We start from the raw sequence: 26291 nt of genomic DNA on the forward strand, positions 1-26291 counted from the left end.
GGGCCGGAGGCGTTCTCGCCTCCGGGCCGTCTTCCATCACTGCCAGGCGTAAACCTGCGGCGGTACGGCCACCGCGCTCGCGAACCTGCTGTTCACGGTGCGCGCCTCGGTGGCGTTCGGGTTCGCGTTGGTGCAGCTCACCGGCGCGCTGCTGCCGGACATCAGGTCGGCGCACAGGCCCGTGCGGCGGTCCGGGAGGCCGAGGATGTGGCCGAACTCGTGCGCCGAGATCCGGGGCGGGTTGTAGCCCTGGTTGACGGCCTGGCGGCCCATGTACCAGTAGCCGTTGCCGAGCGAGCTGGAGTAGGTGCGCGGCCAGCCGTTGTCGGCGTAGATCCGGATGTTCGGGGTGCGGCCGGCGGTCACCGGGAGCAGGCGCACGTTGGTGACGCTGTTGTTCCAGATCTGGGCGCCCTGGTCGACGACGGCCTTGAACTCCTGGGCCTGGCTGGCGTCGTAATACAGGATGCGGGGCGCCGCGGTGGCGGGAGCGGCGGTGACCGCCTGAACGCCACCGAGGGCGAGAACGGCGAAGACGGCCGCCGCGATCTTGCGGATCAGCATGGCTTCCTCCGGGGACGGGGGTAGGGACACCACCTTTCTATCGAGAAGCGTCGATTGATGCGGCATATCGGATCGGCCCTCTGCGCCGCATGATGCCGGGGTTTGGTAGGAAGAGACCGTGGCAGAACGCAAGGTCGACGTGCTCACGGTGCGGTGGTATGAGCGGGCCGCCCGGTCGCCCGACATCGTCACCCGCTGGCTCGGCGCCGCCCGCGAGCACCTGCCGGAGGCGATGCCCCGCCGGTTCGGTGACGTCGAGCCGCTGCGCGGGCGCCTCGACCGCGACGGCGAGGACGGGTTCCGCCGTGGTCACGAGCAGGCCGACACCCTGTTCTTCCTCGCCGGGACCGCGCCCGTCTACTCCGGCTCGCTGTCCGCCCGCAAGGCCCGATACTTCGGGCCGACCGTCGCGCACAGCCTGCACGCGGTGCTGGAGCCCGGCGACGATCGGGTGCGGCGGTTCGCGCTGGCGCTCACCCATCCGGCCACCGTGTACGTGTCGGCGTCGGTCAACGAGCAGACCCTCGATCGTGGCGAACTGTGGGGCGGTCCGGACGAGCAGCCGTTCCTCGCGCCGCTCGGCGAATGGCTGGGACTGCCACCGACGCCTCCAGCCTGGTGCTGGTTCGGTCCGGCGTACACCCGGATGGTCCGTCGCCGCGTCAGCGGCTCCGAAGTCGCCGGGGGACTGCTGTGGACCGGCGGGACATGGGTGGACGAGCGTCTGACGGCGCGGATGTCCGAGGTGGATCCGGTCCGCCGGCATGCCGCCCGGATGCCCGGTGGTCTGCGCCGCAACACGCTGCAGGTGCTCCTCGGCGCGTTCCGGTAGGCGTGGGTCCGCGGGCCGGCCCGGCTATCGAAACGGTCCCGGCGTCTGGTCGGCCCGTTCCGCGGTGTGGTCCGGCTATCGGACCGGATCCGGCGTCTGGTCGGTCCGTTCCGCGGTGTGGTCCGGGGTCTCGGTGGACGGCCAGAAACGGAACGCCCGGAACGCGTAGCCGTCCTGGCCCGCGGCCTCGAACTCCAGCCCGACCTGCTGGCCGGCGGTGAACGTCGCGTAGCCACGGACGGCCGCGTTGCTGCGGTGCGCCCAGCACCCGCCCGGCGTCTCCGTCGAGTCGAGGACGCCCCAGCCCTCGTCGTCGTTCCACTCGCGGACGAACGCGGTGATCGCCATCAAGTGCTCCTCAGGGGTCTCGTCGCGGTGCGGGGGCCTCAGGTCCGGAACGGCTCGACATGGCTCCACTCCCAGGATGCTCGCCCGCTGTCCACATGGTCACGGATGATCGGCTCGAGCGGGTCGAGCTCGACGCCCGGTGGCACGTCGACCACCACGTGCCGGTCGCCGCTCCACTCGCAGCCCAGACCCATCCGCTCCAGGGTCTCCTCGATCCCGGCGCGCAGGGTGGCGGCCTCCTCTTCGGAGCAGCGGGAGAAGTGCAGGCGGAAGGCCTGGTGCCCGGAGGAGCGCAGCAGCCGTCGCACCCGCCGGCGGTGGTTGTCCAGTCCGACGACGTCGTTGAGCGCCAGGCCGTAGGCGCGGAACGGAACGCACGCCATCGCCGCCGTGGTGCCCGACGGCGGGGTGATCCAGACCTGTTCCATCTCGCCGGGCAGCCCGAACGGCTCCAGGTCGATCATGGCGGTGATATTGGACGGGGCCCGGCGCAGCGGCGCCTCGTGAACGATGTATCGCATGTCAGAATCCAAACCCGCAGTGGCTACCAAAAATGAGCATATAGGACAAATCGCTCCATCGAGGTGCACTTAGCTACACCCTGCCCGGTAGCCTGCCGGCATGTGCTGGTGGGCGGCGCGGCGAAGACTCGGCTCATGACCCGTCACGCGCTCGGCGCGCTGCGGTGTGCCTGCCTCCTCCTGGTCACGGCCGCCGGATTCGCGTACTCCCTCCTGATGTTGATCTCCGTGACTCTCGTCGTGCCGTTCCCCGCGGCAGTCGCCGGGCAACAACGGCTCGCCGCGCTCGGACGGCGGCTCGCCCGCCGCTGGGCCGGCGCCGACCTCCCGGACGTCCCGCGCACGCCGCCGCCGCTCCCGCAGCGGCGCGCCGACGGCTGGTATGCGCACGGCTCCACCCTCTACCGCTCCCCGCGGACCGCCCGCTGGATGTCCGCATTCGATCACTACGGCAATGATCCGCTCGCCGTCGTCGAATGGCGCTGGCTCGCGCTTGCGCCGTTCACCGCCGCGGTCCCGGCGCTGCTCCCGCCCGCGCTGATCGCGGCGGGCCTCCTGGCGCTGCGCGCCGGACCCTGGGGATGGCTTGCGTCAGGCGTGGCGGTCGCCGCCGCGTTGCTGGTCGCGCCCACTTCCCTGCGGTGGTACGGCCGGAGCGCGCGATTCCTCCTGCAGGAGCGATCCCGCCCGCCCCGCACCGGCCGTACCAGCCGCTCCTGGACCGCCGCCTGGCGACTCGGCGGCCTCGCCGGACTCCACCTGGCCTCCCTCGGCGCCACCCTGCTGACCCTCGTCGCCACTGTCCTGTCGTGGGGTGGCCTGCTCCTGAGTGCCACCATGCTCACCCGCCCGTTGACCGAGACCTATCGTCGCCAGGCGCATCGCTGGACCGGTGTGCGCCTGCCCAGCCCGTACCGCCCGCTGCCCTCGCCGCCGACACCCGACGAGGACGGCCGCTACCGGTACGGCCGCACCCTCTACATCGAACCCGACTTCGCGATCAGCCTGCAGCGCCACCGCTGGGTCAGCCACGACCCGGCCACATGGCGCGACCAGCTGTGGGCGTGGGGCGCTCTGCTGTTCGGGCCGTCGACCCTGCTCCCGGCGATCCTGATCTGCGCCGGGTTCTTCGGCCTGGTCTGGCAGCCGCTCACCTGGGCGCCGTGGGCGGTCCCGATCGGCCTGTTCACCGGTTACTGGATCACCCCGTTCTGGCTGTGGCACGCCCTGGAACTGGGTGGCGCCGTCCCTGCCGGAGTCCCCGGCTGGACCAGCCTCCTGACCGGCCTGGCCCTGACCGCGCTGGGCCTGGCCCTGGCCGCACCGCTGACCCGGGCCCGTACCTGGTGGGACACCCTCCTGCTCCGCCCCACCGCCGCCACGGTCCTCGCCGGCCGGGTCTCCGAGCTGGACGCCAGCCGCTCCCGGCTCGCCGGCCGGGTCGAGGAGCTGAACAGCAGCCGTGACGTCCTCGCCGGCCGGGTGGAGCGGCTCAACAGCAGCCGGGCCGACACGGTGGACGCGGCCGCCGCCGAGCTCCGGCGGATCGAACGCGACCTGCACGACGGCGCGCAGGCCCGGCTCGTGGCCGTCGGTCTGGGGCTCGGCGCCGTCGCCCGGCTCATGGAGACCGACCCGGCGCGGGCCCGGGAGCTGCTCGCCCAGGCACAGGAGACGTCCGCGGCCGCCTTGGCCGACTTGCGGGACCTGGTCCGCGGCATTCACCCACCGGTCCTCGCCGAGCGCGGCCTCACCGACGCCGTCCGCGCGATCGCCCTGGACACGCCGCTTCCGGTGACCGTCGACACCGAACTGCCCGGCCGCCTCGACCCGGCCGTCGAGTCGGCCGTCTACTTCGCCGTCTGCGAGACCCTCGCCAACGCCGCCCGCGTCGCCTCCGCCGTCACCCTCAGCCTGCACCATCGGGACGGCGTGCTGCGTATGGTGGTCACCGACGACGGCCCCGGCGGCGCCGACCCGTCCACCGGTACCGGCCTGCACGGCATCGTACGGCGACTCGGCGCCTTCGACGGCACGGTGACCCTGCACAGCCCCGCCGGCGGCCCCACCGTAGTGATCATGGAGGTGCCGTGCGCGTTGTCCTCGCCGAAGACCTCCACCTCCTGAGAGACGGCCTGGCCCTGCTGCTGGAGAGCCACGGCTTCACGATCAGCGCCGCGGTCGCCGACGGCCCGTCCCTGCGCGACGCCCTCACCCGTCACCGCCCCGACGTGGCCGTCGTCGACGTACGCCTGCCGCCCACCTTCACCGACGAGGGCCTGCAGATCGCCCTGGAAGCCCGCCGCACCACGCCCGGCCTGCCGATTCTGGTGCTGTCCGCCCACGTCGAACAGCTCTACGCCCGCGAACTCCTCGCCGACGGCGCCGGGGCGGTCGGCTACCTGCTCAAGGACCGTGTCCTCAACGGCGACCAGTTCGCCGACGCGGTCCGCCGGGTCGCCACCGGCGGCACCGCCATGGACCCCCAGGTCATCGCCAAGCTTCTGAACGCCGGTGGCGCCGCGACGCCGGTGTCCCGCCTGACCCCACGCGAGCGCGAAGTCCTCGAACTGATGGCTCAGGGCCGCTCCAACACGGCCATCGCCCAGCGCCTGTTCCTCAGCGACAGCGCGATCAGCAAACACATCGCCGCCATCTTCGCCAAGCTTGGCCTGCCGGTCTCCGACGACGACAACCGCCGCGTCATGGCCGTGCTGACCCTCCTCAACGCCTCCTGAACCGCATTCACCGCCCCGCGCTACCGCGTTCGGGCGAAGACGTCGAGAAGTCCGTTGCCGTCGTTCGGCACCAGATTCGCGGCGTACGACACGAACGCCACGCGGCTGCCGTCGCCGCTCAAGGCGGCTGAGTTGCTGACACCGTCGCCCTGGACGCCGGAGCCGGCGACACTGACTCGCCGGGTCGAGCCGGTCCACCGGTCCTGCACGAAGACGTCCTCGACGCCGTTGGTGTCGCCGGGCACCAGGTTGGTGGCGTACGACACGAACGCCACGAACCGGCCGTCCCCACTGATCACCGGAACGGAGCTGTCGTCGTCACCCTGCACGCCCGTGCTGGACAGGCCGGCACGACTGGTGGAGGCGGTACGGAGGTCGCGTACGAAGATGTCCTGAACGGTGTTGGTGTCGCCCGCAACGACGTCCGGCGCATCGGTGTGGAAGGCCACGAACCGACCGTCCCCGCTGATCGCGCCGGCTGACCCGAGGTTGCCTCCGGCCGGCGAGCCGGTGCTGGTGACGCTGGCCAGCTCGGTCCGGTTGCGCCGCAGGTCGCGGACGAAGACTCCACTCGCGCCGCTCGGCACGAGGTTGGACGCGAAGGAGCCGAAGGCGATGTATCGGCCGTCCGCGGTGATGGTCGGGCCGATGCTGCGCCCGTCGGCCTCGGCGCCCGCGGTGGAGACGCTGACCCGCTGGGTGACATGGGCCCGCCGATCATGGACGAAGACGTCCTCGGTGGCGTTCGTGTCATCGGGCACCAGGTTGGTGGCGTGCGACACGAACGCCACGAACCGGCCGTCAGCGCTGATGGCCGGGCTGTGGCTGGTGTTGTCGGCCTCGACGCCCGCGCTGGTGACGCTCACCCGCGTCGTGGTGGCTGCCGTCCGGTCCCGGACGAAGATGTCGCCGCGGTCGTTGGTGTCGCCGGGCGCCAGGTCGGTGGCATGGGAGGAGAAGGCGACATACCGTCCGGATCCACTGATCGACGGTTCGGACGCCTCCTGATCGGCCTGTGCGCCGCCGGTGGCCACGCTGACGCGGCTGGTCGTCCGGGCCAGCAGATCCCGGACGAACACGTCGGCGGTGGTATTGGTGTCGCCGGCCACCAGCGACGAGGCCGTCGACCAGAAGGCCACATATCGGCCGTTGCCGCTGACCGAGGGGGCGAAGCTCTCGGCGTCGGACTCGGCGCCGGTGCTGGACACACTGACCCGGCTCGTGGGACTGCCGCGGGCGTGCGCTGGGGTGGCCGTCCCCATGACCAGTAGACCGGAAACCGCTATCAATGTCGTGGTCGTGCCCCGGAAGAGTTTCATCGGGTTCCCATCATTGCCACGGCGGCCGGGGTCCCGGGCCGTGGGACGACCCCAGCCTCCACCGCCCGCCGGACGGTCACAAGGCGGGCGGCATGCCAACCCGCGGCACGGTCGAGCAGCTGCCACCGCCCTCGGCGGTGAGGGCGGGCGGCCGGAATCAGAGGTCAGATGCGCGGGAGGCGGAGGACACTGCCGTCGGCGGAGGCGCCCAGCAGGACGGCGCCGTCGGGGGTGGTGGTCAGGGCGGCGAACTGGCGGGGCACGCCGGGCAGGCCCTCGATCAGCAGGGCCGGCTGGGTGGTGCGGGGCACCGCGATCGGCAGGTCGTCGGCCACGACGCGCAGCTGCGGGGCGGCCTCGACCACGCGGCGGCGACCGGCCTCGACGACCAGGATGCGGCCGTCGGCGGTGACCGTCAGGCCCTGCGGGGCGTGCAGGCCGTCGGCGACGGCGGTGGGCTTGCCGTCGTCGAGGCGGTAGACGGCTCCGTGGGCCTCGTCGGAGACGTGGCAGCGACCGTCGGCGTCGACCGCGACGTCGACCGGGCGGCCCAGGCCCTCGGCGACGACCGTGACCTCGTCGTCGGGCGCGATGGCCAGCACGCGGCCCGCGCCCGCCTCCGCGACGATCAGGGTGCCGTCCGGCCGTACCGTGATGCCCTGGGGTTGATCGAGGTTCTCGGCGCGGGTGCGGGTCTCGGCGCCCGACCGGGTCAGGACCTGGCCGTATTGGGAGGCGAAGTGCAGGTCGTCGCCGGAGGCGGCGATCGCGTGGGCGAACGGCAGGAACGCGCCGTCGATCCGGTAGTGGTCGGCGACGTGCAGCTCGCCGTCGTCGCCGACGGCGATGCCGTAGGGTCCGGCCAGCCCGCGTGGCACCACCTCGCGCAGGCTGCCGTCCGGGCGGACCTCGGTGATGCCGCCGCTGCTGAAGCTGGAGACGAACATCCGGTTGCCGGCGTCGAAGGCGGCGTTGTCGAGCCCGGCGATGCCGGTGACGATCTCGGTACGCCGTCCGCCGTCGATCCGGGTGATGGTGCCGGCCTCGTCGATCGACAGCACGTGGAGCACGCCGTCGCGGTCGAAGCGGACCGCGACCGTCTGCGCGACCTCGGCGACCAGCTCGGGTGCGCCGCCGTCGGGGCTGATCCGGTAGACCTCGCCGGGGAACATGTGCGGGTAGTAGAGGTTCCCGTCCGGCCCGGCCTGCATGGCGTTGCCCAGCATCAGGCCTTCGGTGAGAACGCGTGGTGTCGTGGCCAGTTCGAGGAGCCGCCCGCCGGGGATCATCTCGTTGACGAAGATCCGGTTGCCGATCGCGGCGATGCCGTTGGGGTTGCGGATGCCGTCGGCGGCGACGGTGAGCTCGCCGGACGGGGTGCGCCGCCACACCCGGCCGGGCGCGACGTCGGTGATCCAGAGGTTGCCGTCGGCGTCGAAGACGAGGTCGTCGGGGGACTGCAGCGGCCCGTCCGGCGCCACGATCACCTCGACGTCGCCGGTGGTGACGTCGACGGCGCTGATCCGGCCGGGCAAGTACTCGGCGACCCAGATCCGGCCGTCGGGGCCGACGGTGATTCCGTTCGAGCCGCGTAGCGGGGTGGCGGCGATCAGTCTGTCCACAGCACCTGCTCCATGCTTCCGTCGGTGCGCCATGTGCGCAGGAGGTCGTGGAAGGCGATCGGGCCCGGTCCGAAGGAGAAGCTCATCGGCAGCGGATCGCCCTCGTTGTTGTAGTAGCCGGGTGTGCACTCGCTCTGGAACGCGAGACTGCTGTGGGCGGTCGCGGCGATGGTGGCGGCCCACGCGTCCTCGGCCTCGAGGGTCGGCTCGATCCGGCGGGCGCCGCGTTCCTCCGCCGCGCCGACCATCGCGCCGATGTGCCCGGCCTGCTCGTGAAGGATGTGCACGAAGTTCACGGCGTTGGCGTTGTGCACCGGGCCGAGCTGGAACAGGTTCGGAAAACCATGAGAGGCAAAGCCGTGGAGGGTACGGAACCCGCCCGCCCAATGCTCGAAGATGTGTTTCCCGCCGCGCCCGTGCACCTGCAGGGTCCCGGACAGGATGCCGGAGATGCCGACCTCGAACCCGGTGGCGAAGATGACACAGTCGACCTCGTAGGCGGTGTCCCCGACGACGACACCGGTGGCCGTCATCCGGGTGATGCCGCCGTGCCCCGAGGTGTCGACGAGCGTCACGTTCGGCCGGTTGAACGTCTGCAGGTACTCGTCGCTGAACGTGGGCCGCTTGCACATGTAGCGGTACCAGGGTTTGAGCAGCTCGGCGACGGCCGGGTCGGTGACCACCTCGTCCACCCGGGCGCGGATGCCGTTCATCGTGGCGAAGTCGGCGAGCTCCAGCTGTTCCTCGGTCAGTTCGGCGCGGGTGCCGGCCAGGAACGTGCGCTGCAGCCTGGCGGTGGCGGTCCACCGGTCGTCGATCAGGTCGACGTCGGCGTGCCCGCCGGTCACGACGGTGAGGAAGTTGTCCATCCGCTCCCGCTGCCAGCCGGGCCGCACACTGTCGAGCACCGACTGGTCGGTGGGCCGGTTGTCACGGACGTCGACCGTCGACGGGGTGCGCTGGAAGACGTAGAGGTGCTCGGCGTCGCGGCCCAGATGCGGGACCACCTGGATGGCGGTGGCTCCGGTGCCGACGATCGCGACCCGCTTGCCGGCGAGCCCGGTGAGGCCTCCGGTCTGGTCGCCGCCGGTGTAGGCGTAGTCCCACCGGCTGGTGTGGAAGGTGTGCCCGCCGAACTCCTCGATCCCCGGGATGCCCGGCAGCTTCGGCTGGGTGAGCAGCCCCGACGACAGCACCACGTAGCGGGAGCGGAACACGTCGCCCCGGTCGGTGGTCACGGTCCACTCGCACGTGTCGTCGTCCCAGCGCAGATCGGTGACCCTGGTGTGGAACAGGGCGTGCTGGTACAGGTCGAAGCGCTTCGCGATGGCCACGGCGTGCCGGCGGATCTCGTCGCCCGGGGCGTAGCGCCACTTCGGCACGTAGCCGACCTCTTCCAGCAGCGGCATGTACACCGTCGCCTCGATGTCGCAGTGGATGCCGGGGTAGCGGTTCCAATACCAGGTGCCGCCGAAGTCGCCGGCCTCGTCGACCATCCGCAGGTCCTGGAGGCCGGCCTGGCGCAGGCGCGCCCCGGTGAGCAGGCCACCGAAGCCGCCGCCGACCACTGTCGCGTCGACCCGGTCGGTCACCGGCGCACGGTCCACCCGCTCGGTGTACGGGTCCTTGGCGTAGTAGCCGAACTCACCGGTGGCCGGCCGGTACTGCCCTCCGCCGTCCGGCCGTATCCGCCGGTCGCGTTCGGCCCGATACTTCGCGCGCAGGGTCTCGATCTCGTGCGGGGTGAGGGTCGGCACGCCAACAGTGAAGTCATAGTGACGTACGTGAATCAAGTTTTTTCTCGTGATCGGGTGTGGCAGATATCCGCCGGCCGGACAGGTAGGGGGCATGGACCAACGAGAGCGGTTCCGGGCGCTGCACCGGGACACCTACGCTGACCTGCTGCGATTCGTCGAGAGACGGATCCCTCCGGATGAGGCGGAGGACGTGGTGTCGACCGTTTTCCTCACCGCCTGGCGGCGGCTCGCCGACGTCCCTCCGGACGCCCGGCCATGGCTGTTCGCGGTGGCCCGCAAGACGATGGCCAACCAGACCCGCGGCTGGTTGCGGCGTCAGGCCTTGGACGTACGGCTGACCGCTGCCGGAAGCCACGTGCCGGACGGCTCGGCCGCCACCGCCGAGCGCATCGATCTGGAACGGGCCTGGCGGACCCTGCGCCCCGCCGACCGTGAGGTCTTGGCCCTGATCGCCTTCGACGGGCTCACCTCCGAGCAGGCCGCCACCGTCCTGGGCTGCCGTCGCTCCACCTTCGCGATGCGGCTCACCCGGGCCCGCAAGCGCCTGCAGGACGCCCTCGACCCCACCGCACCCGCCGTCGCCGTCATCAAGGAGCAGCAGTCATGGACGACCGCATGACCGACCTGGAACGTCTCGCCGTCCTCGACCCGGCCCGTGACCGGCAGCCCACGCCGATGGAGTGGGCCCGCACCGAGGCGTTCGTGGAGCGGGTGCTCGACGGCAGTGCCGAGAGTGCCGCCCGTCCGCCGATGCGGCGCTGGCTGGTCGCCGGCGTGGCCGCCACGGCGCTGGGCGCGGTCGCCGCCGTCGCGGTGCCGACCCTTGTCCCGGGGGCGGCCGAGCGGGCCGTCGCGTCGTGGACCGCGGAGCCCGCCGGCCGTACCGGGGAGCAGGTGCTGCCGCAGGCGCGGGCCTGTGCGGCGAACGGTGTCGCGGGGGAGACCGTGGCGAAGGCGTCCGACGTGCTGCTGGCCGAGCAGCGTGGTGAGGCGACCCTGCTGGTCCAGCGCAAGGGCGGCACGATCGTCGAGTGCCTGATGGTCGGCGACGGTGACCGGGCGGCCTCGATGACCCTGATCGACGAGGCCGCGATCGTCGCCCCGCCGGCGGGGACGGTCAGCCTGGAGACGATGAGCTCCTACGGTGACGACGACAGCATGTGGTCGAACATCGTCGGGCTGGCCGCGCCGGACGTGACCGCCGTCGAGGTGCGCCTGGACAGCGGCGCGCTGCTGCAGGCCAGTGTGAAGGCGGGCTGGTGGGCGGCCTGGTGGCCGGGCGCCGAGGGCGGCGAGGTCGACACCCTGACGGTGATCGTGCACTCCGGGTCCGGCACGACCACGCACCGGCCGTCCGACCTGTCCTGACGGGTCAGGCCCGCAGGCCGGCGATGAGGAATCCGACCATCCGGCGGGCGTCGTAACGGCTGTCGTCGCCGTCGCCGATGCACAGGTTGCCGACGCCGCGCATCAGCTCCAGAGCGCCCACGTCGGCGCGGATCTGGCCGGCGTCGGCGGCCGCGGCGAGCAGGTCGGCGCAGACCGGTAGCAGCCGGTCCAGGAAGTACGAGTGCAGTTTCTGGAACGCGGCGTCGTCGGAGTGGAAGGCTCCGGCGAGGCCGTGTTTCGTCACCAGGAAGTCGACGAACAGGCCGATCCACTCGGCCAGCGCGGTGTACGCGGTGTCGCTGCTCGCCAGCAGTGCAGGACCGGCCGCGGCGCACGCCTCGATCTGGTGGTGGTAGACGGCGACGATCAGGTCGGCCCGGGTCGGGAAGTGCCGGTAGATCGTGCCGACGCCCACGCCGGCCCGCCCCGCGATGTCGCGCACCGGCACGTTGACGCCGGACTCCACGAAGGCCGCGGCCGCCACCTCCAGCAGCGTCGCCTGATTGCGGCGCGCGTCGGCCCGTTTCTCCACCACTGAACTGTTACCCCCATCACGCCTCTTGGTAAACGGAACCCTGTTCCGTATGTTGGTGTCAGGCCCGGAACATGGTTCCGCTTAGGCCAGCATGCCAGACAACCAGGAGGAACGACCATGCAGTACCGCAGTCTGGGCCGTACCGGCGTCCGGGTCAGCACCCTGGCGCTCGGCGCGATGAACTTCGGCGCCATGGCTCGCACCGGGCAGGACGAGGCCACCGCGATCATCGACGCCGCTCTCGAGGCCGGCATCAACCTGATCGACACCGCCGACATGTACGGCCAGGGCGAGTCCGAGCGGCTCGTCGGCAAGGCCATCGCCGGGCGGCGCGACGACATCGTGCTGGCCACCAAGGCCGCCCTGCCGATGGGCGAGGACCGTAACCGGCAGGGCGGCTCACGTCGCTGGCTGGTCACCGCCCTCGACGAGAGCCTGCGCCGCCTCGGCGTCGACCACGTCGACCTCTACCAGATCCACCGCTGGGACCCGGCGACCAGCGACGAGGAGACCCTGTCCGCGCTCACCGACCTGCAGCGCGCCGGGAAGATCCGCTACTTCGGCTCCTCCACGTTCCCCGCCTACCGCATCGTGCAGGCCCAGTGGGCCGCCCGCGACCACCACCTGAGCCGGTACGTCACCGAGCAGCCCAGCTACTCGGCGCTGCAACGGGGCATCGAGACCCACGTGCTGCCGGTGACCCGGGAGTACGGCATGGGTGTGCTCGTCTGGAGCCCGCTGGCCTCCGGCTGGCTGTCCGGCGCGATCCGTGCCGGACAGGAGATCAGCACCCACCGTTCCGGCCTGATGCGGCAGCGCTTCGACCTCACCGTCCCGGCCAACCGCGCCCGCCTCGACGCCGTCGAACAGCTCGTCGAGGTCGCCGACGGCGCCGGGCTGACCCTGATCCAGCTGGCGCTCGGGTTCGTCACCGCCCACCCCGGCGTGACCAGCGCGATCATCGGCCCGCGCACCCTGGACCACCTGCACTCGCAGGTCGCCGCGGCCGACACGGTCCTCTCCGCCGACGTCCTCGACGCCATCGACGCCATCGTGCCGCCCGGCCTCGACCTCGCCCCGGACGAGAAGATCGACACCCCGCCGTCGCTGCTCGACGCCTCACAGCGGAGGCGCTGACATGACCCGCTTCGGCATCATGACCGCCCCGATGCAGACCGGCTACCAGGACGTCCAGCAGGTGTGGCGGGACGCCGACGGCATCGCCGAGATCGAGCACGCGTGGCTGTTCGACCATCTGCTGCCGATCGGCGGCGACCCGGACGGCCCGATCCTGGAGGGCTGGACCCTGCTGTCGGCGCTGGCCGCACAGACCCGGAGGCTGCGCCTGGGCCTGCTCGTCACCAGCAACCGGTTCCGGCCACCGGCGATGCTCGCCAAGATCGCCACCACCGTGGACATCGTCTCCGGCGGCCGTCTCGACTTCGGCATCGGCGCCGGATCACGGCCCAGCCATCCCGCCGCCCGGCGCGAGTACGACGCGCACGGCCTGCCCTACCACGACTTCGCGCACTCGGTGGCCGCTCTCGGCGAGGCCTGCACGCTGATCCGCAGACTGTGGACCGAGCGGGAGCCGTTCGACTTCCACGGCGAGCACGTGCGGGTCACCGGGGCCGTCGGCAGCCCCAAGCCGGTCCAGCGACCCCATCCGCCGATCATGATCGGGGGGCGCTCGTCGGCGCTGCTACGGGTGGTCGCCGAACACGCCGATCTGTGGAACATCCCCGGCGGCGGCGACATCGCCGACCTCGCCGGGCGCAGCGCCCTGCTGGACCGTTACTGCGCGGAGATCGGCCGCGACCCGGCGGCCATCACCCGCTCCATCCATCTACCGGTCTCCCACGACCGGCCGGCCGTCACCCGCGACGCGATCCGCGAGGCGGTCGACGCCGGGTTCGGGCACATCGTGCTCGGGCTGACCGCGCCCTACCCGGCCGGCGTAGCCGAGTGGGTCGCCGACGAGCTGATCGGGCCGACCGCGGGCTGAGTCCACGTCAGGCGACCAGGGCCCATTGGCGGCGGCGCGGCGGGTAGAGGCGGGTCACCGTCTCCAGCGCCCACCGCATCCGCGGCACGGCCAGCTCGGGATGGTCCCCGAACTCGGCGGCCATGTCCGCGGCGCAGGCACGGGTCCCGCCGTGGGTGCGGACCGCCGTGCGGATGGCCTCGTCGACGACGTCGAAGGCCGGGCTGCTGCCGGTGGCCAGACCGGTCGTGAACAGGGCCTCGGCGCGGGCGGCGGTGAGGTTGGTGGTCATCGTGGCTCTCCCTCCGGGTGACGTGCTCTACAGATATGGAGACCGGCCGGAGCCCGGTGATTCATCGCCGGCCTGTCAAAAATCTGAACACCACCACCCGGGGGTACGGTTCACGCCGGCTCGTGCCGAACCGGGAAGCTCACCGAACGGGCGATGTAGCAGAGCTCGTGGGCGCGCTCGTGCAGACCCGGCAGCCGAACGGCCTGGGCGGGATCCGCCAGCGTCACCCGGGGACGCAGCACCACCTCCTCGAAGGCGCCACCACCGTCGGCGGCCTCCACCATCACGCCCGTGGGCGCGTCGGCGTAGCCGGTGACCACCACGCCGTCGGCCGCGCACAGGTGCAGGAACCACAGCATGTGGCACTGCGCCAGCGACGCCACCAGCAGCTCCTCCGGGTTCCAGCGGGCCGGGTCACCGCGGAACGCCGGATCCGAGCTGCCCGCGATCGGCGCCTTGCCGGCGGCGGTCACCTCGTGGGCCCGCTCGTACGACCGGTACGAGCGGGTCTCCCCGGTCCAGCTGACCATCACCTCGTAGTGGTGCGAGCGCGCCATCACATCCTCCTCAGACGTACGGGCGTACGTCGATCGTGCCCTTCCACTCCCGGCTGGATCGTACGGCTGACCGTTGATCGTCCAGAGACCACCGCCGAACCGGAAGAAGACGCTGACCCCGCCCATCGAGGGATGGGCGGGGTCAGTGGCTGTGGTGGGTCAGCGGAAGCGGTCGAGGGGCAGCTTGTCGAGGATCTGCTGCCACCGGCTGCGGCGGCGCGACTGGGCGTACCGGCGACCGCCGATCACTCCGGCCGCGGCGACGGCCGCGACGGCGAGCACGGTGGCCGAGGACGCGACCGGACGCTTACGAACGGGCTCCACCGCCTGCTTGATCTTCTCCTGGGCGGCGCTCGCGTTCACCGCCGCCTTGTCGCCGATGTTCGGCCGGGCGCCAACGGTGCTGTCATAGGTCGTCATCGTTTTTGCCTCCTGGCGTTGCCTGTCCTTTCACCCATCGACATGCCCACCGATGGCGATTCCTAACCCGCGCCCCTACTCCGCCACGCGCAGCAGGGCCTTGATCGCGGTCCGCTCGTCCATGGCACGGTAGGCGTCGGCGGCCCGCTCCAGGGGCAGGGCCAGGTCGAAGACGGCGCCCGGGTCGATCGTCCGGGTGGTGATCAGGTCGATCAGGTCGGGCAGGAACCGGCGGACCGGGGCGGGCCCGCCGTGCAGGTGGACGCCGGAGAAGAACAGCTCCATACCGGGCAGCTCGACGCCGTGGGCGACGCCGACATAGCCGACGTGACCGCCCGGACGGGTGGAGCGGATGGCCTGCATCATCGACTCCTGGGTGCCCACCGCCTCGATCGTGCTGTGGGCGCCGTACCCCCGGGTCAGGTCTTTGATCTCGGCGACGCCGTCGTCGCCGCGTTCGGTGACGACGTCCGTGGCGCCGAAGTCCAGGGCGAGCTTCTGCCGGGACTCGTGCCGGCTCATCACGATGATCCGCTCGGCGCCGAGCTGCTTCGCGGCCAGCACGCCGAGCAGGCCGACCGCGCCGTCACCGACGACCGCCACGGTCTTGCCGGGCCCCACCTCGGCGGCGACCGCGGCGAACCAGCCGGTGCCGAGCACGTCCGAAGCGGCCAGCAGCGACGGGATCAGATCCTCGTCGGGGTACGCGCTGGTGGCGACGAGGGTGCCGTCGGCCAGCGGGATCCGTGCGTACCCGGCCTGGGTGCCACTCGCGCCGACCGGTTCGGCGTGCGCGCAGCGAGACTGGTATCCGGCCAGGCAGATCTCGCACGTGTTGTCGGAGGCGAAGAACGAGCCGACCACGAACTGGCCGGGCCGGATCGTGCGGACCTCGCTGCCGACCTCCTCGACCACGCCGACGTACTCGTGACCCATCGGGGTGGGCCCGTCGATCTCCTGAATGCCGCGGTACGGCCACAGGTCGGAGCCACAGACACAGGCCGCGGTCACCCGGATGATCGCGTCGGTGGGCGCGACGATCCGTGGGTCCTCGCGGTCCTCCACCCGGATGTCACCGGGGGCGTGCAGGACGACACCACGCATGATTGCTTCTCCTCGAGTCGTGTGGTTACGCCTTCCAGCACACTCCCGCGACCGTGGACGGAGAAGTCCCTGACGATGGGTGTACCAGCAGTGCATCCCTGTTTCCCGAGCGCGGTCGTACCGTCGAGGGCGTGGACAATCGAGCAGAGGTGCGGGACTTCCTCACCACCCGCCGCGCGAAGATCAGCCCGGAGCAGGCCGGCCTGCCGGCCTTCGGGCAGCGCCGGGTCAAGGGGCTGCGCCGCAGCGAGGTGGCGGCGCTCGCCGGGATGAGCGTGGAGTACTACGCGAAACTCGAACGCGGCACCCTCGCCGGAGTGTCCTCCGGGGTGCTCGACGCGATCGCCCGTGCGCTGCAGCTCGACGAGGCCGAACGGGCCCACCTCGTCAGCCTCGCCCATGAGGCCAACGGCAGCAACGCCATCCTGCGGCCGGCCCGCCGCACCCGGCAGTGGACGCTGCGGCCGAGTCTGCGCTGGTCACTCGATGCGATCACGAGCCCGGCGATCCTGGTCAACAACCGGCAGGACATGCTCGCGGCCAACCATCTGGGCCGGGCGATGTACAGCGACGCCTACACCGATCCGTCCGGGACGCCGAACTTCGCGCGGTTCACCTTCCTGGACAGCGCCGCGCACCGGTTCTACCCGGACTGGGGTGTCGCCGCGGACATGACGGTGGCGAACCTGCGCACCGCGGCCGGCAAGAACCCACACGACAAGGGGCTGCACGACCTGGTCGGTGAGCTGTCGACCCGCAGCGACGACTTCCGCCGCCGCTGGGGGTCGCACAACGTCCGCACCCACGCCACCGGGACCAAGCACTTCCGCCACCACGTGGTCGGTGATCTCACGCTGGCCTGGGAGAGCCTCGACCTGCGGGCCGAACCAGATCTCACCCTGACCGTCTACACCGCAGAGCCGGGCTCGCCGACCGCCGAGGCGCTCGGGTTGCTCGCCTCGTGGGCGCTGCAGGGCGCGGATCAGGCCGTGCGGTAACGCATCACCTGAACCCCGTCGGCCAGGGGAGTGGTGGACTCCAGCCTGAACCGGTGCGGGTGGAAACCAGCCGCGGCCAGCGGGATGCCGCCGCCGGCGATCACCGGCTTGAGCTTGAGCACCAGCTCGTCGACGGCCGGGAGCAGCTGCCCGGCCAGGTTGCCGCCCCGGCCAGCCAGATGTCGCGGCCGGGCTGCTGCTTCAGCTTCTCAGCGAAGGCGAGCGGATCCTCCGCGACGATCCGCGGGCCGGGCGATGCGGAGCCGTCACGGTCGGCCGCCAGCGTGCGGGAGAAGACGATCTGGTCGAGGTGGGCGTAGGGGCTGGTGATCCCCGCCCGCAATGCCGGCTCGTAGGTGTGGCGGCCCATCAGCACCGTGTCGAAGACCCGGTTGGGCACGTCGACGCCGAGGGCCGCCCGCACGTGCGTGGGCAGCGTCTCCGGGAAGTGCTCGACCATGAACGCGATCGACGCGTCCGGGGCGCCGAAGAACTCCCACGTGCCGTCGGGTGCGGCGATGTATCCGTCGATGGTGGTGGCGACGAAGTAGGTGAGCTTTCGCATGGGTGTCCCCTAACCACTATGCCTGTAGTGGTTTAAGGTACAGCATCATGCCGCGAAATCCGGACCGCCGCCGACTGCTCGCCGACGCGGGCCTGAGGGTCCTCGCCGAGAGCGGCGCCCGCGGGCTCACCCACCGGGCCGTCGACACCGAGGCGGGCGTCCCGGCCGGCACCGCCTCCAACTACTTCCGCTCCCGTGACGCGCTGCTCGGCGCCCTCGGGGAGCGGATCATGGAACGGTTCGCCCCGGACGCGGCGGTGGTCGCCGGCCTGGCCACCCGCCCGCCGGGCCGGGAGTTGTTCGTCGACTACCTGCGCTACATCGTCGAGCGCACCACCCGCGAGCCGGATCTGACCCGCGCCCTGATCGAGCTGCGCCTCGAAGCGGCCCGCCGGCCGGGGCTCGGTGACATCCTCGGCGGCACCCTCCGGCAGGGCTACCAGGACGACGTCGCCTTCCACGCCACCACCGGACTGCCCGGCGGGGCATTCGAGATCGCGCTGCTGCACTACGCCCTCGACGGGCTGCTGCTCGACATGCTGGGCGCCTCGATCGGCGCCGACACCGACCCCGACCGGGTGGTCACCGCGTTCGTGGACCGCCTGATCCCCTGGACCACGGCATGAGCCCGGCCGGCTGATCCCCTGGACCACCGCGTGAGCCCGGCCGCCTGATCCTCTGGACCACCGGGTGAGCCCGGCCGCCTGATCCTCTGGGCCGCCGCGTGAGCCCGGCCGGCTGATTTTCTGGACCACCGGAACGGCCCGGCGGTCGCGGTGGGGCCGTGAGCGGGCAGGTCGTCGCGGTGTAGGCCCGGGAGCAGTGGTTCGGCGCGGGGCCGGATGGCCCGTACCCCTCAAAGGATCTTCTCGAGGGTTTCGGTGAGGGCCGTGGTGCAGGGGTGCCGCCGGTCGTCGCGCGGCTCGAGCAGGCCGCGCTCGCCCGCGTCGTAGAGCTCGGCCAACTCGGTGGCGAGCAGCGGCGAGACGCCCGCCTCGATCAGCGTGGCCGCCCACGCCTCCCGCGGGACCAGCGCCACCTCGCGTTTCAGCTGGTCGGCGACCTGCCGCTCGGTGTACTCGGGCGTCTCCAGATCGACGACCTCGCTGTGCGCGGGCGGGCGCGTGAGCGCGTGGGCGACGGCCGCGCCGACGTCCCGGGTCGCGACCATCGGGAGCGGCACGTCGGCGGACGCCCCGAACACCGGATGGACCGGCGCGCCGAGCACGTCCTCGACCTTCTCCTGATGGTGCGGGGAGCGGATCGCCGTCACGACGGCGCCGGTGTTGCGCAGCAGGTTCTCCAGGTGGTGCAGCCAGCGGATCGGTCCGGTGCCCGCGGGCAGGTCGGCGCCGAACGACGACAGCAACACCACATGCGGCACGCCGCTGTCGGTGACCGCCCCGGCGATCGTGGTGGCCACCGTCCGGTGCGCGGCGTCGTCACCGGCCGGGATGGTCGGCAGCAGCACGAACGCGCCGCGGCATCCGGTGAGCGCCGCCGCCAGAGCCGCCCGATCCGTGAGGTCGGCGACGGCTCGCGTGATCGCACGGACCGGTTGGCCCGCGTCCCGCAACGCGCGGACGGTGGCGCAGGCACGGGTTGTGATCACATCAATTGCTGTCTATCCTCGCCAGGAAAGCGCTTTCCCCCCGCTTGAAGGCGCTGCCCAATCCCCACATGAAGGTGAGAGACGCAATGAGACGACCAGTCGCCCTACGGTGGTTGGCGGTCGGCGTGACGGTGACCGCGAGCGCCGCGATCACCCTGTCACTGCCCCTGACCAACGCGATGGCCGCCGACAACCTGAGCCTCAACGGCGGCGCCGACGGCTCCAGCAAGGCCAGCGGCACCAGCTACGGCAACGTCAAGGACGGCAACACCGGCACCTACTGGGCGCCGAACGCCACCACCGGCTACGTCTCGGTGAAGTGGAGCAGCGCCACGTCGGTCTCCTCGGCCGTCATCAAGCAGGCGTCCGGCGGCGGGTCGATCAGCGCCTGGCGGGTGCTCAACGGCGACTCCGGCTCGCAGTTGGCCGCCGGTAGCGGCAGCCCGAGCACCATCAACTTCTCGTCGACCTCGCTGAAGAAGCTCACCTTCGAGATCACCAGCGCGTCCGGCGCGCCGCGGATCGCCGAGTTCGAGACGTACTCCAGCGGCGGCTCGACGCCGACCAGCAGCCCGACCTCCGGCCCGACCAGCCCGACCCCGGGCCCGACCGGCGGCACCGGCACCCCGACCGGCGCGTGGCCGTCCTCGACCGGCAACGTGTCGATCTCCGGCACGGTCAACGTGTCCGGCACCTTCGACGGCGGCATGAAGACCTACTGCTGCATCGGTGACGGCTCGCAGAGCGAGTCCCAGGACCCGATGTTCAAGATCGCGAACGGCGGCACCCTGCAGAACGTCATCCTCGGCTCCCCGGCCGGCGACGGCGTGCACTGCGAGGGCACCTGCACCATCCGCAACGTGTGGTGGAACGACATCGGCGAGGACGCCGCGACCTTCAAGGGCACCGGCGGCGGTACGAGCTACGTCATCGGTGGCGGCGCACGCAACGGTAGCGACAAGACGTTCCAGCACAACGGCAACGGCACGGTCAGCATCTCCGGCTTCTACCTGAGCGGCTCGGGCAAGCTCTACCGGGGCTGCGGCAACTGCACCAACTCGTACCAGCGGCACGTGAAGATCGACAACGTGCTGCTGAACAACATCGACATGGTCGCGGGCATCAACAGCAACTGGGGCGACACCGCCACCATCACCCGGGTCACCCTCACCAGCAGCTCCGGCGCCACGGTCTGCGGCAAGTACCAGGGTGTGGCCAAGGGCAGCGAGCCGAAGTACCTCGGCGAGGGCTGGAACGACAGCAACTGCAAGGTCAGCCAGAGCGACATCACGTACAGGTAAGGATCGGTGAGGGGCGCCCACCGTGCGGTGGGCGCCCCTCAACTCGCCCGCCTGTGCCGCGGCATCATGGGTTCGAGCTCGACATGCGGGACGTCTGTGTGATGGCGGTGCCGCTTTCGCATCGATTCGGCTCTCTCGATCTTCAACAGCGCTTTCTACACTGACACCCATGACCGGCTCGCCGTACACACTGGAAAGCGCGCGAGAAGTGCTCCTCGGTGAGCGACCTAAAGTGATCAAGGTTCTTGATGCTCTGCTGGGTGTCGGCATCCTGGCCGCGGGCCCGGCCGCGCTCCTCACGGGTCAGCCGTGGTTGCTCCTGCTATGGGGATGGGTGGACCAGAAGAACGAACTGGTCACAAGGCTGGACGAACTCGTCGCGGCAGGGCGGGACAAGCTGCGTACGGCCGAGGGAAAGCAGCGCCATGAAGTGTTGGCCGCTACCCATACCGCACTGGTTGCCGAGTCGTACTTCATTGCCCTGCGAAGGACGTTCGGCCCGATTCTGACCGAAATGGGAGTGACGCACGCGGAATTGAAGCGCCTGGCCGGCCAGGGAAGTGCGACCGATGCCGGCGTTGCTCGTGATGCGGTATCTCAACTGCTGGAGGAGGAGATACCGCTGCCTTGGGCGGGCCTCGGCTTCGCCGCGAATCTCAAGAGCGGCATCGAGCCTTATTACAACCTGCTTGCTCAACGGAGCCTGCAGTTCTTTGCCGGGTTCGAGGCATGGCAACGCAAGGTCGGGCATGACGAGGCCAGACTCCGAGCTCTGCAGAGACAGATCGTCGATGAGGCCAGTGGCTGCTACCAGGCCGGTTACAAGAAGCTGATAGCGGATGTCCCGGAGTTCCGGATCTGGTCGATCTTCGGAGAGCACCGTGCGGAGCAGGATGCCCTGGGCCGCCTGGAGGCGCTGACCTCCATGATTGTTTCGCGAGTCGCCGGCCCTGCGGAGCAGGGCATCATCAACGGCATCAACCGCGCGATTCTTTTAAGCCCGATCGTGGACCTCAGTGAGACCGCCGAGGTTACCGCGGTCAGTGTGCCCACCGTTGAGCGTGGATATGTGGAGCCGGGCTTCCGGTGGGCCGAGATGCAGTCGAAGTCGCGTCCGGCGGATGAGGACTGGTGGCGTGAGCAGCCGCGAGGTGCCAACCTGGCCGCTTTCCTCGCCGCGTATTTCGCATCGCCCCAAGCGGCTTCCCGCCCCATTCTGGTGTTGGGTCATCCCGGAAGCGGAAAGAGCCTGCTGACCAAGATCTGTGCGGCTCGGCTCTCGGCTAGTAGTGCTTTCGTCACAGTACGGGTGCCACTTCGAGACGTTTCCGATCCTTCAGTCAGCGTCTACCGGCAGATCGAGGAGACACTGCGGGAATCGACGCACGGGCGGGTCGAGTGGAACCGCCTCTGTGCGAGCACCCATGAGCGAACTCGCGTGGTTCTGATCGACGGCCTGGACGAGTTGATGCAGGCCACCGGGGCGACCGAGTCGCGTTACCTGCGGAATGTGATGGACTTCCAGCGAACCGAGTCGATCACGGGCGGTCCTGTCGCTGTCATGGTCACATCTCGTACGGTGGTGGCCGATCTTGCGGCGGTTCCTGAGGGCTGCCTACTGGTGAGGCTCGAGGATTTCGACGACGACCAGATCGATGCCTGGGCGCAACGTTGGGCCAGAGCCAACGCGGCCGGAATGGAAAGCGGCGCTGTGCGTCCGATCACCGGCCAGGCACTGCGCCGCTATGGCGAGCTGGCCCGCCAGCCGCTGCTGCTACTTCTACTCGCGATAGTGGCGGCCGAACGCGACCTTCCTGCTGGAGACAACTCGGCCTCGTTGTACCGCATCCTCCTGGACGATTTCATCCGGCGAGAACTGGCGCGGCCGGATCGGCAGGCGGCAACGCTGACCGACGAGCAACGGCGAACAGCCGAGTTGTGGAAACTCGGAGTGGTCGCATTCGGGATGTTGAATCGTGGCCGTCAGCACCTCCATGAGCATGATCTCGCCGCAGACCTACTGGCGCTACCGGGACCGGTGGCCGTCCGTCTCAGCGAGGATCGAGACGTAGGACGGATCCTGGATCCAGCACGACGACTTGTCGGGCGTTTCTTCTTTGTCAACACATCGGAGGCGGAATCTGGTCGAGGTGGGCGCAGTTACGAGTTTCTTCATGCGACTTTCGGTGATTTCCTGGTGGCTCACCATACCGTGGAGTTGCTGCGGGCCGCCGCCATCGGTCTTGATCGGCCCAATGTCTTCCAGCCGTGGGACGATGATCTTCTTTTCGCTTTGCTATCCCACACCTTGCTGATTGGATTCGGCTCCCGCACCATCGCTTTTCTCCGCGAGCTGGCAACCGACGATAATTCACTGGCCAGGGTGTTGGAGCATCTCATCGGTGAGAGCGACAAACGTTGGGGTCCGGGCCGGCACGGAGACTACCGGCCCTCTGGGCGTGCCGTGACCCACCGGCTCGCCGCCTACACGGCCAACCTCGTCGCCATCCGACTTGCCGTGACCAGTGGCTCCGTTCCTCTGGCCCGGCTCTGCCCACCGTCGCAGAGTTGGCGAGCTCAAGTCAGGTTCTGGGACAGCATGCTGGGCGGTTCGTCGCTGTGGGAGAACTTCATGAGCATCATCGAAATCGATGACGACTGCGCGCGACTCAATCCGTCATCCCTACTCATCTCCGGCTACCCGGAAGACACACTCGCGCTGCTTGAAGGCGACGTGAACCGGGCCACTCAACTCACCCTCGGCCGTATGCTGATGTGGGGACCAGACTTCGGCGGCGTGATCGACCAGGTGGAACTGCTTCAAGCGCAACAGATCATGCGCATGCTTCTGAGTAGATTCGTGCCGGCATCCGAATTGACGTGGGCGGAGCGGCTCGACGAGATCCCGGTGCGCCTCGTCCCCCTCGCCGCGCTGGCTGCGGCCGCACACGCCTCGGATCTCAGCGCCGACGGAGCGCGCTTAGTGGCGGCCGAGCTCCAACGTCTCTGGACACCGGTGGCGAATGACGCGTTGGTGCGGCTCAGGGCACAGCGCCCCGAGCTCGAAGTGGCTTCGCGGAATGGGCAACTCGCTGACGTCCATAAACTGATGGGCCAATTGAGCGACTTCATCCGGCAGCGCGACGGCTCCCGGTTCGACGATCATCTCATCCGGTTTCTCCTCGACATGCCGCAGTCCCTGGCCTATCGGATCCTCCCGGAAGTGGCGTCATTCCTGATGGCTGAGGGCTCGGGGCTCGGTGAGATCCCACCGGTTTGATGTCTGTGTCGGTCGGGGTCGGCGCTGTCGTCATTCGGGGATCTACAGACACCCGACTGTCTGAGGGCAACGACCTGGACGTGCGCTGAGGAGCCAGGCGCGTGGCGCTCGGGCGGCACCGCTCAGGAAGTTCGCAGTTTCTTCGGGGGGTGGCGCGGTAACCGAAGGAGGTCATGAACAGCACTGGCCGTACCGCATGATCGACGAAGAGATCTGTCCCGCTGATCCTTGGCAGGTTCGCGAGACGCGCCTGGAGACCTCCGTGCTGGGGCCGATGGAGTCGGTTTTCGCGCTGGCCAACGGCTATCTGGGGCTGCGGGGGAACCTGGACGAGGGCGAGCCGTACGAGATCTCCGGGACCTACCTGAACTCGTTCTACGAGGAGCGGCCGCTGCCGTACCCCGAGGGTGGCTACGGGTATCCGGAGCAGGGGCAGACCGTCGTCAACGTGACCGACGGCAAGCTGATGCGGCTGATGGTCGACGACGAGCAGTTCCACGTCGGCCGGGGGACGCTGCACCGGCACGAGCGGGTTCTGGATCTGCGGGCCGGGCTGCTGCGGCGCGAGGTCGAATGGGAGTCGCCGGCGGGCAGACGGGTCACCGTGCGCAGTCAGCGGCTGGTGTCGTTCACGCAGCGTGCGGTCGCGGCGATCGCCTACGAGGTGGAGGCCGGCGACCGGGAGGTGCGGGTCACCGTGCAGTCCTGTCTGGCCGCCGACGAGGAGCAGGTCAAGGTCTCCGACGATCCGCGGGTGGCGGCGGCGCTGCGCGACCCGCTGCAGGCCGTCGAGCAGGACACCGAGCAGCACGGCGCGGTGCTGCTGCACCGTACCCGTCGCAGTGGTCTGCTCCTGGCGGCCGGAATGGATCATCTTGTCGAGACCGGCGGCGACCACGAGGAGGAGACCGACGTCCGCGAGGACTGGGCGCGCACCACCGTGGTCACCGTGCTGCCGCCGGGCGGGCGGCTGCGGATCGTCAAGTTCCTGGGGTACGGCTGGAGCACCTCCCGGTCCACCGAGGCGCTGCGTGACCAGGTCGCCGCAGCGCTGAACGGCGCCCGCTACACCGGGTGGGACGGTCTGGTGGCCGAGCAGCGCGCCTACCTCGACGACTTCTGGGACGCCGCCGACGTGGAGGTCGACGGTGACGCGAACCTGCAGCAGGCGGTCCGGTTCGGACTGTTCCACGTGCTGCAGGCGGGCGCCCGCACCGAGCGCCGGGCGATCCCGGGTAAGGGGCTGACCGGGCCGGGCTACGACGGGCACGCGTTCTGGGACACCGAGGGCTTCGTGTTGCCGCTGCTGATGTACACCACTCCGCGGGCGGCGGCCGACGCGATCCGCTGGCGGCACTCGATCCTGCCGGAGGCCCGGGACCGGGCGCGCACGCTGGGCCTGCGGGGGGCGGCGTTCCCGTGGCGGACGATCGGCGGGCAGGAGTGCTCGGCGTACTGGCCGGCCGGGACGGCGGCGCTGCACCTCAACGCGGTCGTCGCCCGGGCCGTCGAGCGGTACCGGCTGGTCACCGGCGACGAGACGCTGGAACGCGAGTGCGGCCTGGAGATCCTCGTGGAGACGGCCCGGCTGTGGGCGTCGCACGGCCATCACGACGCGGCCGGGGTGTGGCACATCGACGGGGTGACCGGCCCGGACGAGTACAGCGCCGTCGCTGACGACAACGTGTTCACCAACCTGATGGCGGCCCGGAACCTGCGGGCCGCCGCCGACGCGTGCCACCGCCATCCGGATCTGGCCGCGCGGCTCGGGGTGCGGCCGGAGGAACCGGACGTGTGGCGGGCCTGCGCGCACGCCGTGCACATCCCCTACGACGAGCGGCTGGGCGTGCACCCGCAGTCGGAGGGCTTCACCCGTTACGCGCCGTGGGACTTCCCGGAGAAGAGGTCCGACGAGCCGCTGATGATGCACGCCACCTACTTCCAGCTCTACCGGCGGCAGGTGTGCAAGCAGGCCGACCTGGTGCTGGCCATGCACTGGTGCCCGGACGCGTTCACCGCCGAGCAGAAGGCCCGCAACGTCGACTACTACGAGCGGATCACCGTGCGCGACTCGTCGCTGTCGGCGTGCACGCAGGCGGTCATGTGTGCCGAGGTCGGTCATCTGGAGGCGGCGCACGACTACGCGTGGGAGGCCGCCATGGTCGACCTGCGCGACCTGCACGGCAACACCCGCGACGGGCTGCACATCGCGTCGCTGGCCGGTGCCTGGTCGGCGATCGTCGAGGGGTTCGGCGGGCTGCGGGAACGCGATCACGGGCCGGTGCTGTCGCTGGACCCGCGACTGCCCTCCGGGATCAGCCGGTTGCGGTTCAACCTGCGGCACAGCGGGGTGCGGCTGGAGGTCGAGGCCGACCGCGAGGCGGTCCGGCTGCGGCTTCGCGAGGGCGAGATGACCCTCATGCTGTACGGCGAACGCGTGCACGTCTCCGCGCAAGAGGCGGTGACGCGTCCCGTCGTACCCCTGGAGCCGGTCCTGCCTCCACCCTGCCAGCCTCCGGGTTACGCGCCCCGCAAACCGTGAGCGACGCCGTG

At 70.4% G+C, this 26291-nt stretch carries 24 protein-coding genes and 1 pseudogene; 12 read left to right on the forward strand and 13 right to left on the reverse strand.

The annotated features are described in order from the left end of the window. Positions 1 to 36 precede the first annotated feature (36 nt). On the reverse strand, positions 37 to 564 hold the full coding sequence (locus ACQPZW_RS17905) for a snapalysin family zinc-dependent metalloprotease (RefSeq protein WP_433796032.1): 528 nt from the start codon (positions 562 to 564) through the stop codon (positions 37 to 39). A gap of 118 nt (positions 565 to 682) precedes the next feature. Between ACQPZW_RS17905 and ACQPZW_RS17910 the strand changes: the two genes are divergently transcribed. After that, the gene (locus tag ACQPZW_RS17910) at positions 683 to 1396 is read left to right on the forward strand and encodes a hypothetical protein (protein ID WP_433796033.1); all 714 of its coding nucleotides are present in this window, start codon (positions 683 to 685) and stop codon (positions 1394 to 1396) included. A gap of 75 nt (positions 1397 to 1471) precedes the next feature. On the opposite strand, the gene ACQPZW_RS17915 is transcribed toward ACQPZW_RS17910, so the two are convergent. Further along, positions 1472 to 1744 carry a cold shock domain-containing protein gene (locus ACQPZW_RS17915; RefSeq protein WP_433796034.1) on the reverse strand — a complete coding sequence of 91 codons (273 nt, stop codon included), beginning with the start codon at positions 1742 to 1744 and terminating at the stop codon, positions 1472 to 1474. A 38-nt stretch (positions 1745 to 1782) separates the two neighbouring features. Further along, positions 1783 to 2265 (reverse strand): DUF4265 domain-containing protein, encoded by a 483-nt coding sequence (locus ACQPZW_RS17920; RefSeq protein ID WP_433796035.1) that lies wholly within the window; start codon positions 2263 to 2265, stop codon positions 1783 to 1785. A gap of 135 nt (positions 2266 to 2400) precedes the next feature. Between ACQPZW_RS17920 and ACQPZW_RS17925 the strand changes: the two genes are divergently transcribed. Then, the gene (locus ACQPZW_RS17925; protein ID WP_433796036.1) at positions 2401 to 4392 is read left to right on the forward strand and encodes a sensor histidine kinase; all 1992 of its coding nucleotides are present in this window, start codon (positions 2401 to 2403) and stop codon (positions 4390 to 4392) included. Then, positions 4356 to 5003 (forward strand): response regulator, encoded by a 648-nt coding sequence (locus tag ACQPZW_RS17930; RefSeq protein WP_433796037.1) that lies wholly within the window; start codon positions 4356 to 4358, stop codon positions 5001 to 5003. The genes ACQPZW_RS17925 and ACQPZW_RS17930 overlap by 37 nt, the downstream gene beginning before the upstream one ends. Before the next feature lie 20 nt (positions 5004 to 5023). On the opposite strand, the gene ACQPZW_RS17935 is transcribed toward ACQPZW_RS17930, so the two are convergent. The 3 genes from ACQPZW_RS17935 to ACQPZW_RS17945 form a co-directional block, all read right to left on the reverse strand. Further along, the gene (locus ACQPZW_RS17935) at positions 5024 to 6322 is read right to left on the reverse strand and encodes a TolB family protein (protein WP_433796038.1); all 1299 of its coding nucleotides are present in this window, start codon (positions 6320 to 6322) and stop codon (positions 5024 to 5026) included. 164 nt (positions 6323 to 6486) lie between these two features. Next, the gene (locus ACQPZW_RS17940; protein WP_433796039.1) at positions 6487 to 7944 is read right to left on the reverse strand and encodes a Vgb family protein; all 1458 of its coding nucleotides are present in this window, start codon (positions 7942 to 7944) and stop codon (positions 6487 to 6489) included. Continuing rightward, positions 7932 to 9701 (reverse strand): flavin-containing monooxygenase, encoded by a 1770-nt coding sequence (locus ACQPZW_RS17945; RefSeq protein WP_433796040.1) that lies wholly within the window; start codon positions 9699 to 9701, stop codon positions 7932 to 7934. The genes ACQPZW_RS17940 and ACQPZW_RS17945 overlap by 13 nt, the downstream gene beginning before the upstream one ends. Positions 9702 to 9792: 91 nt before the next feature. Here ACQPZW_RS17945 and ACQPZW_RS17950 point away from each other — a divergent pair, with 91 nt between their 5' ends. Both ACQPZW_RS17950 and ACQPZW_RS17955 read left to right on the forward strand, forming a co-directional pair. Then, a complete protein-coding gene (locus tag ACQPZW_RS17950) occupies positions 9793 to 10320 on the forward strand; it encodes an RNA polymerase sigma factor (RefSeq protein ID WP_433796041.1) in 528 nt (175 codons plus the stop codon). Further along, on the forward strand, positions 10305 to 11069 hold the full coding sequence (locus ACQPZW_RS17955; RefSeq protein WP_433796042.1) for a hypothetical protein: 765 nt from the start codon (positions 10305 to 10307) through the stop codon (positions 11067 to 11069). The genes ACQPZW_RS17950 and ACQPZW_RS17955 overlap by 16 nt, the downstream gene beginning before the upstream one ends. Before the next feature lie 4 nt (positions 11070 to 11073). Here ACQPZW_RS17955 and ACQPZW_RS17960 read toward each other — a convergent pair whose 3' ends face one another. Next, positions 11074 to 11625, reverse strand: coding sequence for a TetR/AcrR family transcriptional regulator (locus tag ACQPZW_RS17960; RefSeq protein WP_433796043.1), 552 nt, complete (start codon positions 11623 to 11625; stop codon positions 11074 to 11076). A 117-nt stretch (positions 11626 to 11742) separates the two neighbouring features. Between ACQPZW_RS17960 and ACQPZW_RS17965 the strand changes: the two genes are divergently transcribed. Both ACQPZW_RS17965 and ACQPZW_RS17970 read left to right on the forward strand, forming a co-directional pair. Further along, the gene (locus ACQPZW_RS17965; protein WP_433796044.1) at positions 11743 to 12762 is read left to right on the forward strand and encodes an aldo/keto reductase; all 1020 of its coding nucleotides are present in this window, start codon (positions 11743 to 11745) and stop codon (positions 12760 to 12762) included. A gap of 1 nt (position 12763) precedes the next feature. Next, the gene (locus ACQPZW_RS17970) at positions 12764 to 13630 is read left to right on the forward strand and encodes an LLM class flavin-dependent oxidoreductase (RefSeq protein ID WP_433796045.1); all 867 of its coding nucleotides are present in this window, start codon (positions 12764 to 12766) and stop codon (positions 13628 to 13630) included. A 7-nt stretch (positions 13631 to 13637) separates the two neighbouring features. On the opposite strand, the gene ACQPZW_RS17975 is transcribed toward ACQPZW_RS17970, so the two are convergent. The 4 genes from ACQPZW_RS17975 to ACQPZW_RS17990 all read right to left on the reverse strand — a co-directional run bounded on the left by ACQPZW_RS17975 (position 13638) and on the right by ACQPZW_RS17990 (position 15982). Further along, a complete protein-coding gene (locus ACQPZW_RS17975; RefSeq protein ID WP_433796046.1) occupies positions 13638 to 13901 on the reverse strand; it encodes a hypothetical protein in 264 nt (87 codons plus the stop codon). A 110-nt stretch (positions 13902 to 14011) separates the two neighbouring features. Next, complete coding sequence (locus tag ACQPZW_RS17980) at positions 14012 to 14458, reverse strand: OsmC family protein (RefSeq protein ID WP_433796047.1); 447 nt, start codon at positions 14456 to 14458, stop codon at positions 14012 to 14014. Positions 14459 to 14617: 159 nt separating this feature from the next. Further along, positions 14618 to 14878 carry a hypothetical protein gene (locus ACQPZW_RS17985; protein ID WP_433796048.1) on the reverse strand — a complete coding sequence of 87 codons (261 nt, stop codon included), beginning with the start codon at positions 14876 to 14878 and terminating at the stop codon, positions 14618 to 14620. A gap of 75 nt (positions 14879 to 14953) precedes the next feature. Further along, entirely contained in the window at positions 14954 to 15982 is a 1029-nt protein-coding gene (locus ACQPZW_RS17990; RefSeq protein WP_433796049.1) for a zinc-dependent alcohol dehydrogenase family protein, read from the reverse strand. A 131-nt stretch (positions 15983 to 16113) separates the two neighbouring features. Here ACQPZW_RS17990 and ACQPZW_RS17995 point away from each other — a divergent pair, with 131 nt between their 5' ends. Next, on the forward strand, positions 16114 to 16980 hold the full coding sequence (locus ACQPZW_RS17995; protein ID WP_433796050.1) for a helix-turn-helix domain-containing protein: 867 nt from the start codon (positions 16114 to 16116) through the stop codon (positions 16978 to 16980). Here the strand turns inward: ACQPZW_RS17995 and ACQPZW_RS18000 are convergent. Continuing rightward, positions 16965 to 17545 (reverse strand): annotated as a pseudogene (locus ACQPZW_RS18000) (dihydrofolate reductase family protein). The gene ACQPZW_RS17995 and the pseudogene ACQPZW_RS18000 sit on opposite strands and share 16 nt — an antisense overlap. A 47-nt stretch (positions 17546 to 17592) precedes the next feature. Here ACQPZW_RS18000 and ACQPZW_RS18005 point away from each other — a divergent pair. Then, entirely contained in the window at positions 17593 to 18171 is a 579-nt protein-coding gene (locus ACQPZW_RS18005; RefSeq protein ID WP_433796051.1) for a TetR/AcrR family transcriptional regulator, read from the forward strand. 230 nt (positions 18172 to 18401) lie between these two features. Here the strand turns inward: ACQPZW_RS18005 and ACQPZW_RS18010 are convergent, their stop codons facing one another. Next, entirely contained in the window at positions 18402 to 19157 is a 756-nt protein-coding gene (locus ACQPZW_RS18010; RefSeq protein WP_433796052.1) for an NAD(P)H-binding protein, read from the reverse strand. A gap of 86 nt (positions 19158 to 19243) precedes the next feature. Between ACQPZW_RS18010 and ACQPZW_RS18015 the strand changes: the two genes are divergently transcribed. The 3 genes from ACQPZW_RS18015 to ACQPZW_RS18025 all read left to right on the forward strand — a co-directional run bounded on the left by ACQPZW_RS18015 (position 19244) and on the right by ACQPZW_RS18025 (position 26280). Then, the gene (locus ACQPZW_RS18015; protein ID WP_433796053.1) at positions 19244 to 20458 is read left to right on the forward strand and encodes a pectate lyase; all 1215 of its coding nucleotides are present in this window, start codon (positions 19244 to 19246) and stop codon (positions 20456 to 20458) included. A gap of 169 nt (positions 20459 to 20627) precedes the next feature. Continuing rightward, positions 20628 to 23738: an NACHT domain-containing protein gene (locus tag ACQPZW_RS18020; RefSeq protein ID WP_433796054.1), complete on the forward strand. Its 3111-nt coding sequence runs from the start codon at positions 20628 to 20630 to the stop codon at positions 23736 to 23738. Between the two features lie 196 nt (positions 23739 to 23934). Then, entirely contained in the window at positions 23935 to 26280 is a 2346-nt protein-coding gene (locus ACQPZW_RS18025; protein WP_433796055.1) for a glycoside hydrolase family 65 protein, read from the forward strand. Positions 26281 to 26291: the final 11 nt, after the last annotated feature.

Origin of the sequence: Actinoplanes sp. CA-252034 (genome assembly GCF_050956125.1) — a bacterium.
Lineage (GTDB): Bacteria > Actinomycetota > Actinomycetes > Mycobacteriales > Micromonosporaceae > Actinoplanes.

What these genes read in the sequence shown, in the direction of transcription:
- ACQPZW_RS17985 (WP_433796048.1), bottom strand. Translation starts at nt 14,878, where the DNA reads ATGACGACCTATGACAGCACCGTTGGCGCCCGGCCGAACATCGGCGAC.
- ACQPZW_RS17990 (WP_433796049.1), bottom strand. Translation starts at nt 15,982, where the DNA reads ATGCGTGGTGTCGTCCTGCACGCCCCCGGTGACATCCGGGTGGAGGAC.
- ACQPZW_RS18025 (WP_433796055.1), top strand. Translation starts at nt 23,935, where the DNA reads ATGATCGACGAAGAGATCTGTCCCGCTGATCCTTGGCAGGTTCGCGAG.
- ACQPZW_RS17950 (WP_433796041.1), top strand. Translation starts at nt 9,793, where the DNA reads ATGGACCAACGAGAGCGGTTCCGGGCGCTGCACCGGGACACCTACGCT.
- ACQPZW_RS17965 (WP_433796044.1), top strand. Translation starts at nt 11,743, where the DNA reads ATGCAGTACCGCAGTCTGGGCCGTACCGGCGTCCGGGTCAGCACCCTG.
- ACQPZW_RS18020 (WP_433796054.1), top strand. Translation starts at nt 20,628, where the DNA reads ATGACCGGCTCGCCGTACACACTGGAAAGCGCGCGAGAAGTGCTCCTC.
- ACQPZW_RS17935 (WP_433796038.1), bottom strand. Translation starts at nt 6,322, where the DNA reads ATGAAACTCTTCCGGGGCACGACCACGACATTGATAGCGGTTTCCGGT.
- ACQPZW_RS17920 (WP_433796035.1), bottom strand. Translation starts at nt 2,265, where the DNA reads ATGCGATACATCGTTCACGAGGCGCCGCTGCGCCGGGCCCCGTCCAAT.
- ACQPZW_RS17915 (WP_433796034.1), bottom strand. Translation starts at nt 1,744, where the DNA reads ATGGCGATCACCGCGTTCGTCCGCGAGTGGAACGACGACGAGGGCTGG.
- ACQPZW_RS18005 (WP_433796051.1), top strand. Translation starts at nt 17,593, where the DNA reads ATGCCGCGAAATCCGGACCGCCGCCGACTGCTCGCCGACGCGGGCCTG.
- ACQPZW_RS17925 (WP_433796036.1), top strand. Translation starts at nt 2,401, where the DNA reads ATGACCCGTCACGCGCTCGGCGCGCTGCGGTGTGCCTGCCTCCTCCTG.
- ACQPZW_RS17980 (WP_433796047.1), bottom strand. Translation starts at nt 14,458, where the DNA reads ATGGCGCGCTCGCACCACTACGAGGTGATGGTCAGCTGGACCGGGGAG.
- ACQPZW_RS18015 (WP_433796053.1), top strand. Translation starts at nt 19,244, where the DNA reads ATGAGACGACCAGTCGCCCTACGGTGGTTGGCGGTCGGCGTGACGGTG.
- ACQPZW_RS17905 (WP_433796032.1), bottom strand. Translation starts at nt 564, where the DNA reads ATGCTGATCCGCAAGATCGCGGCGGCCGTCTTCGCCGTTCTCGCCCTC.
- ACQPZW_RS17970 (WP_433796045.1), top strand. Translation starts at nt 12,764, where the DNA reads ATGACCCGCTTCGGCATCATGACCGCCCCGATGCAGACCGGCTACCAG.
- ACQPZW_RS17955 (WP_433796042.1), top strand. Translation starts at nt 10,305, where the DNA reads ATGGACGACCGCATGACCGACCTGGAACGTCTCGCCGTCCTCGACCCG.
- ACQPZW_RS17975 (WP_433796046.1), bottom strand. Translation starts at nt 13,901, where the DNA reads ATGACCACCAACCTCACCGCCGCCCGCGCCGAGGCCCTGTTCACGACC.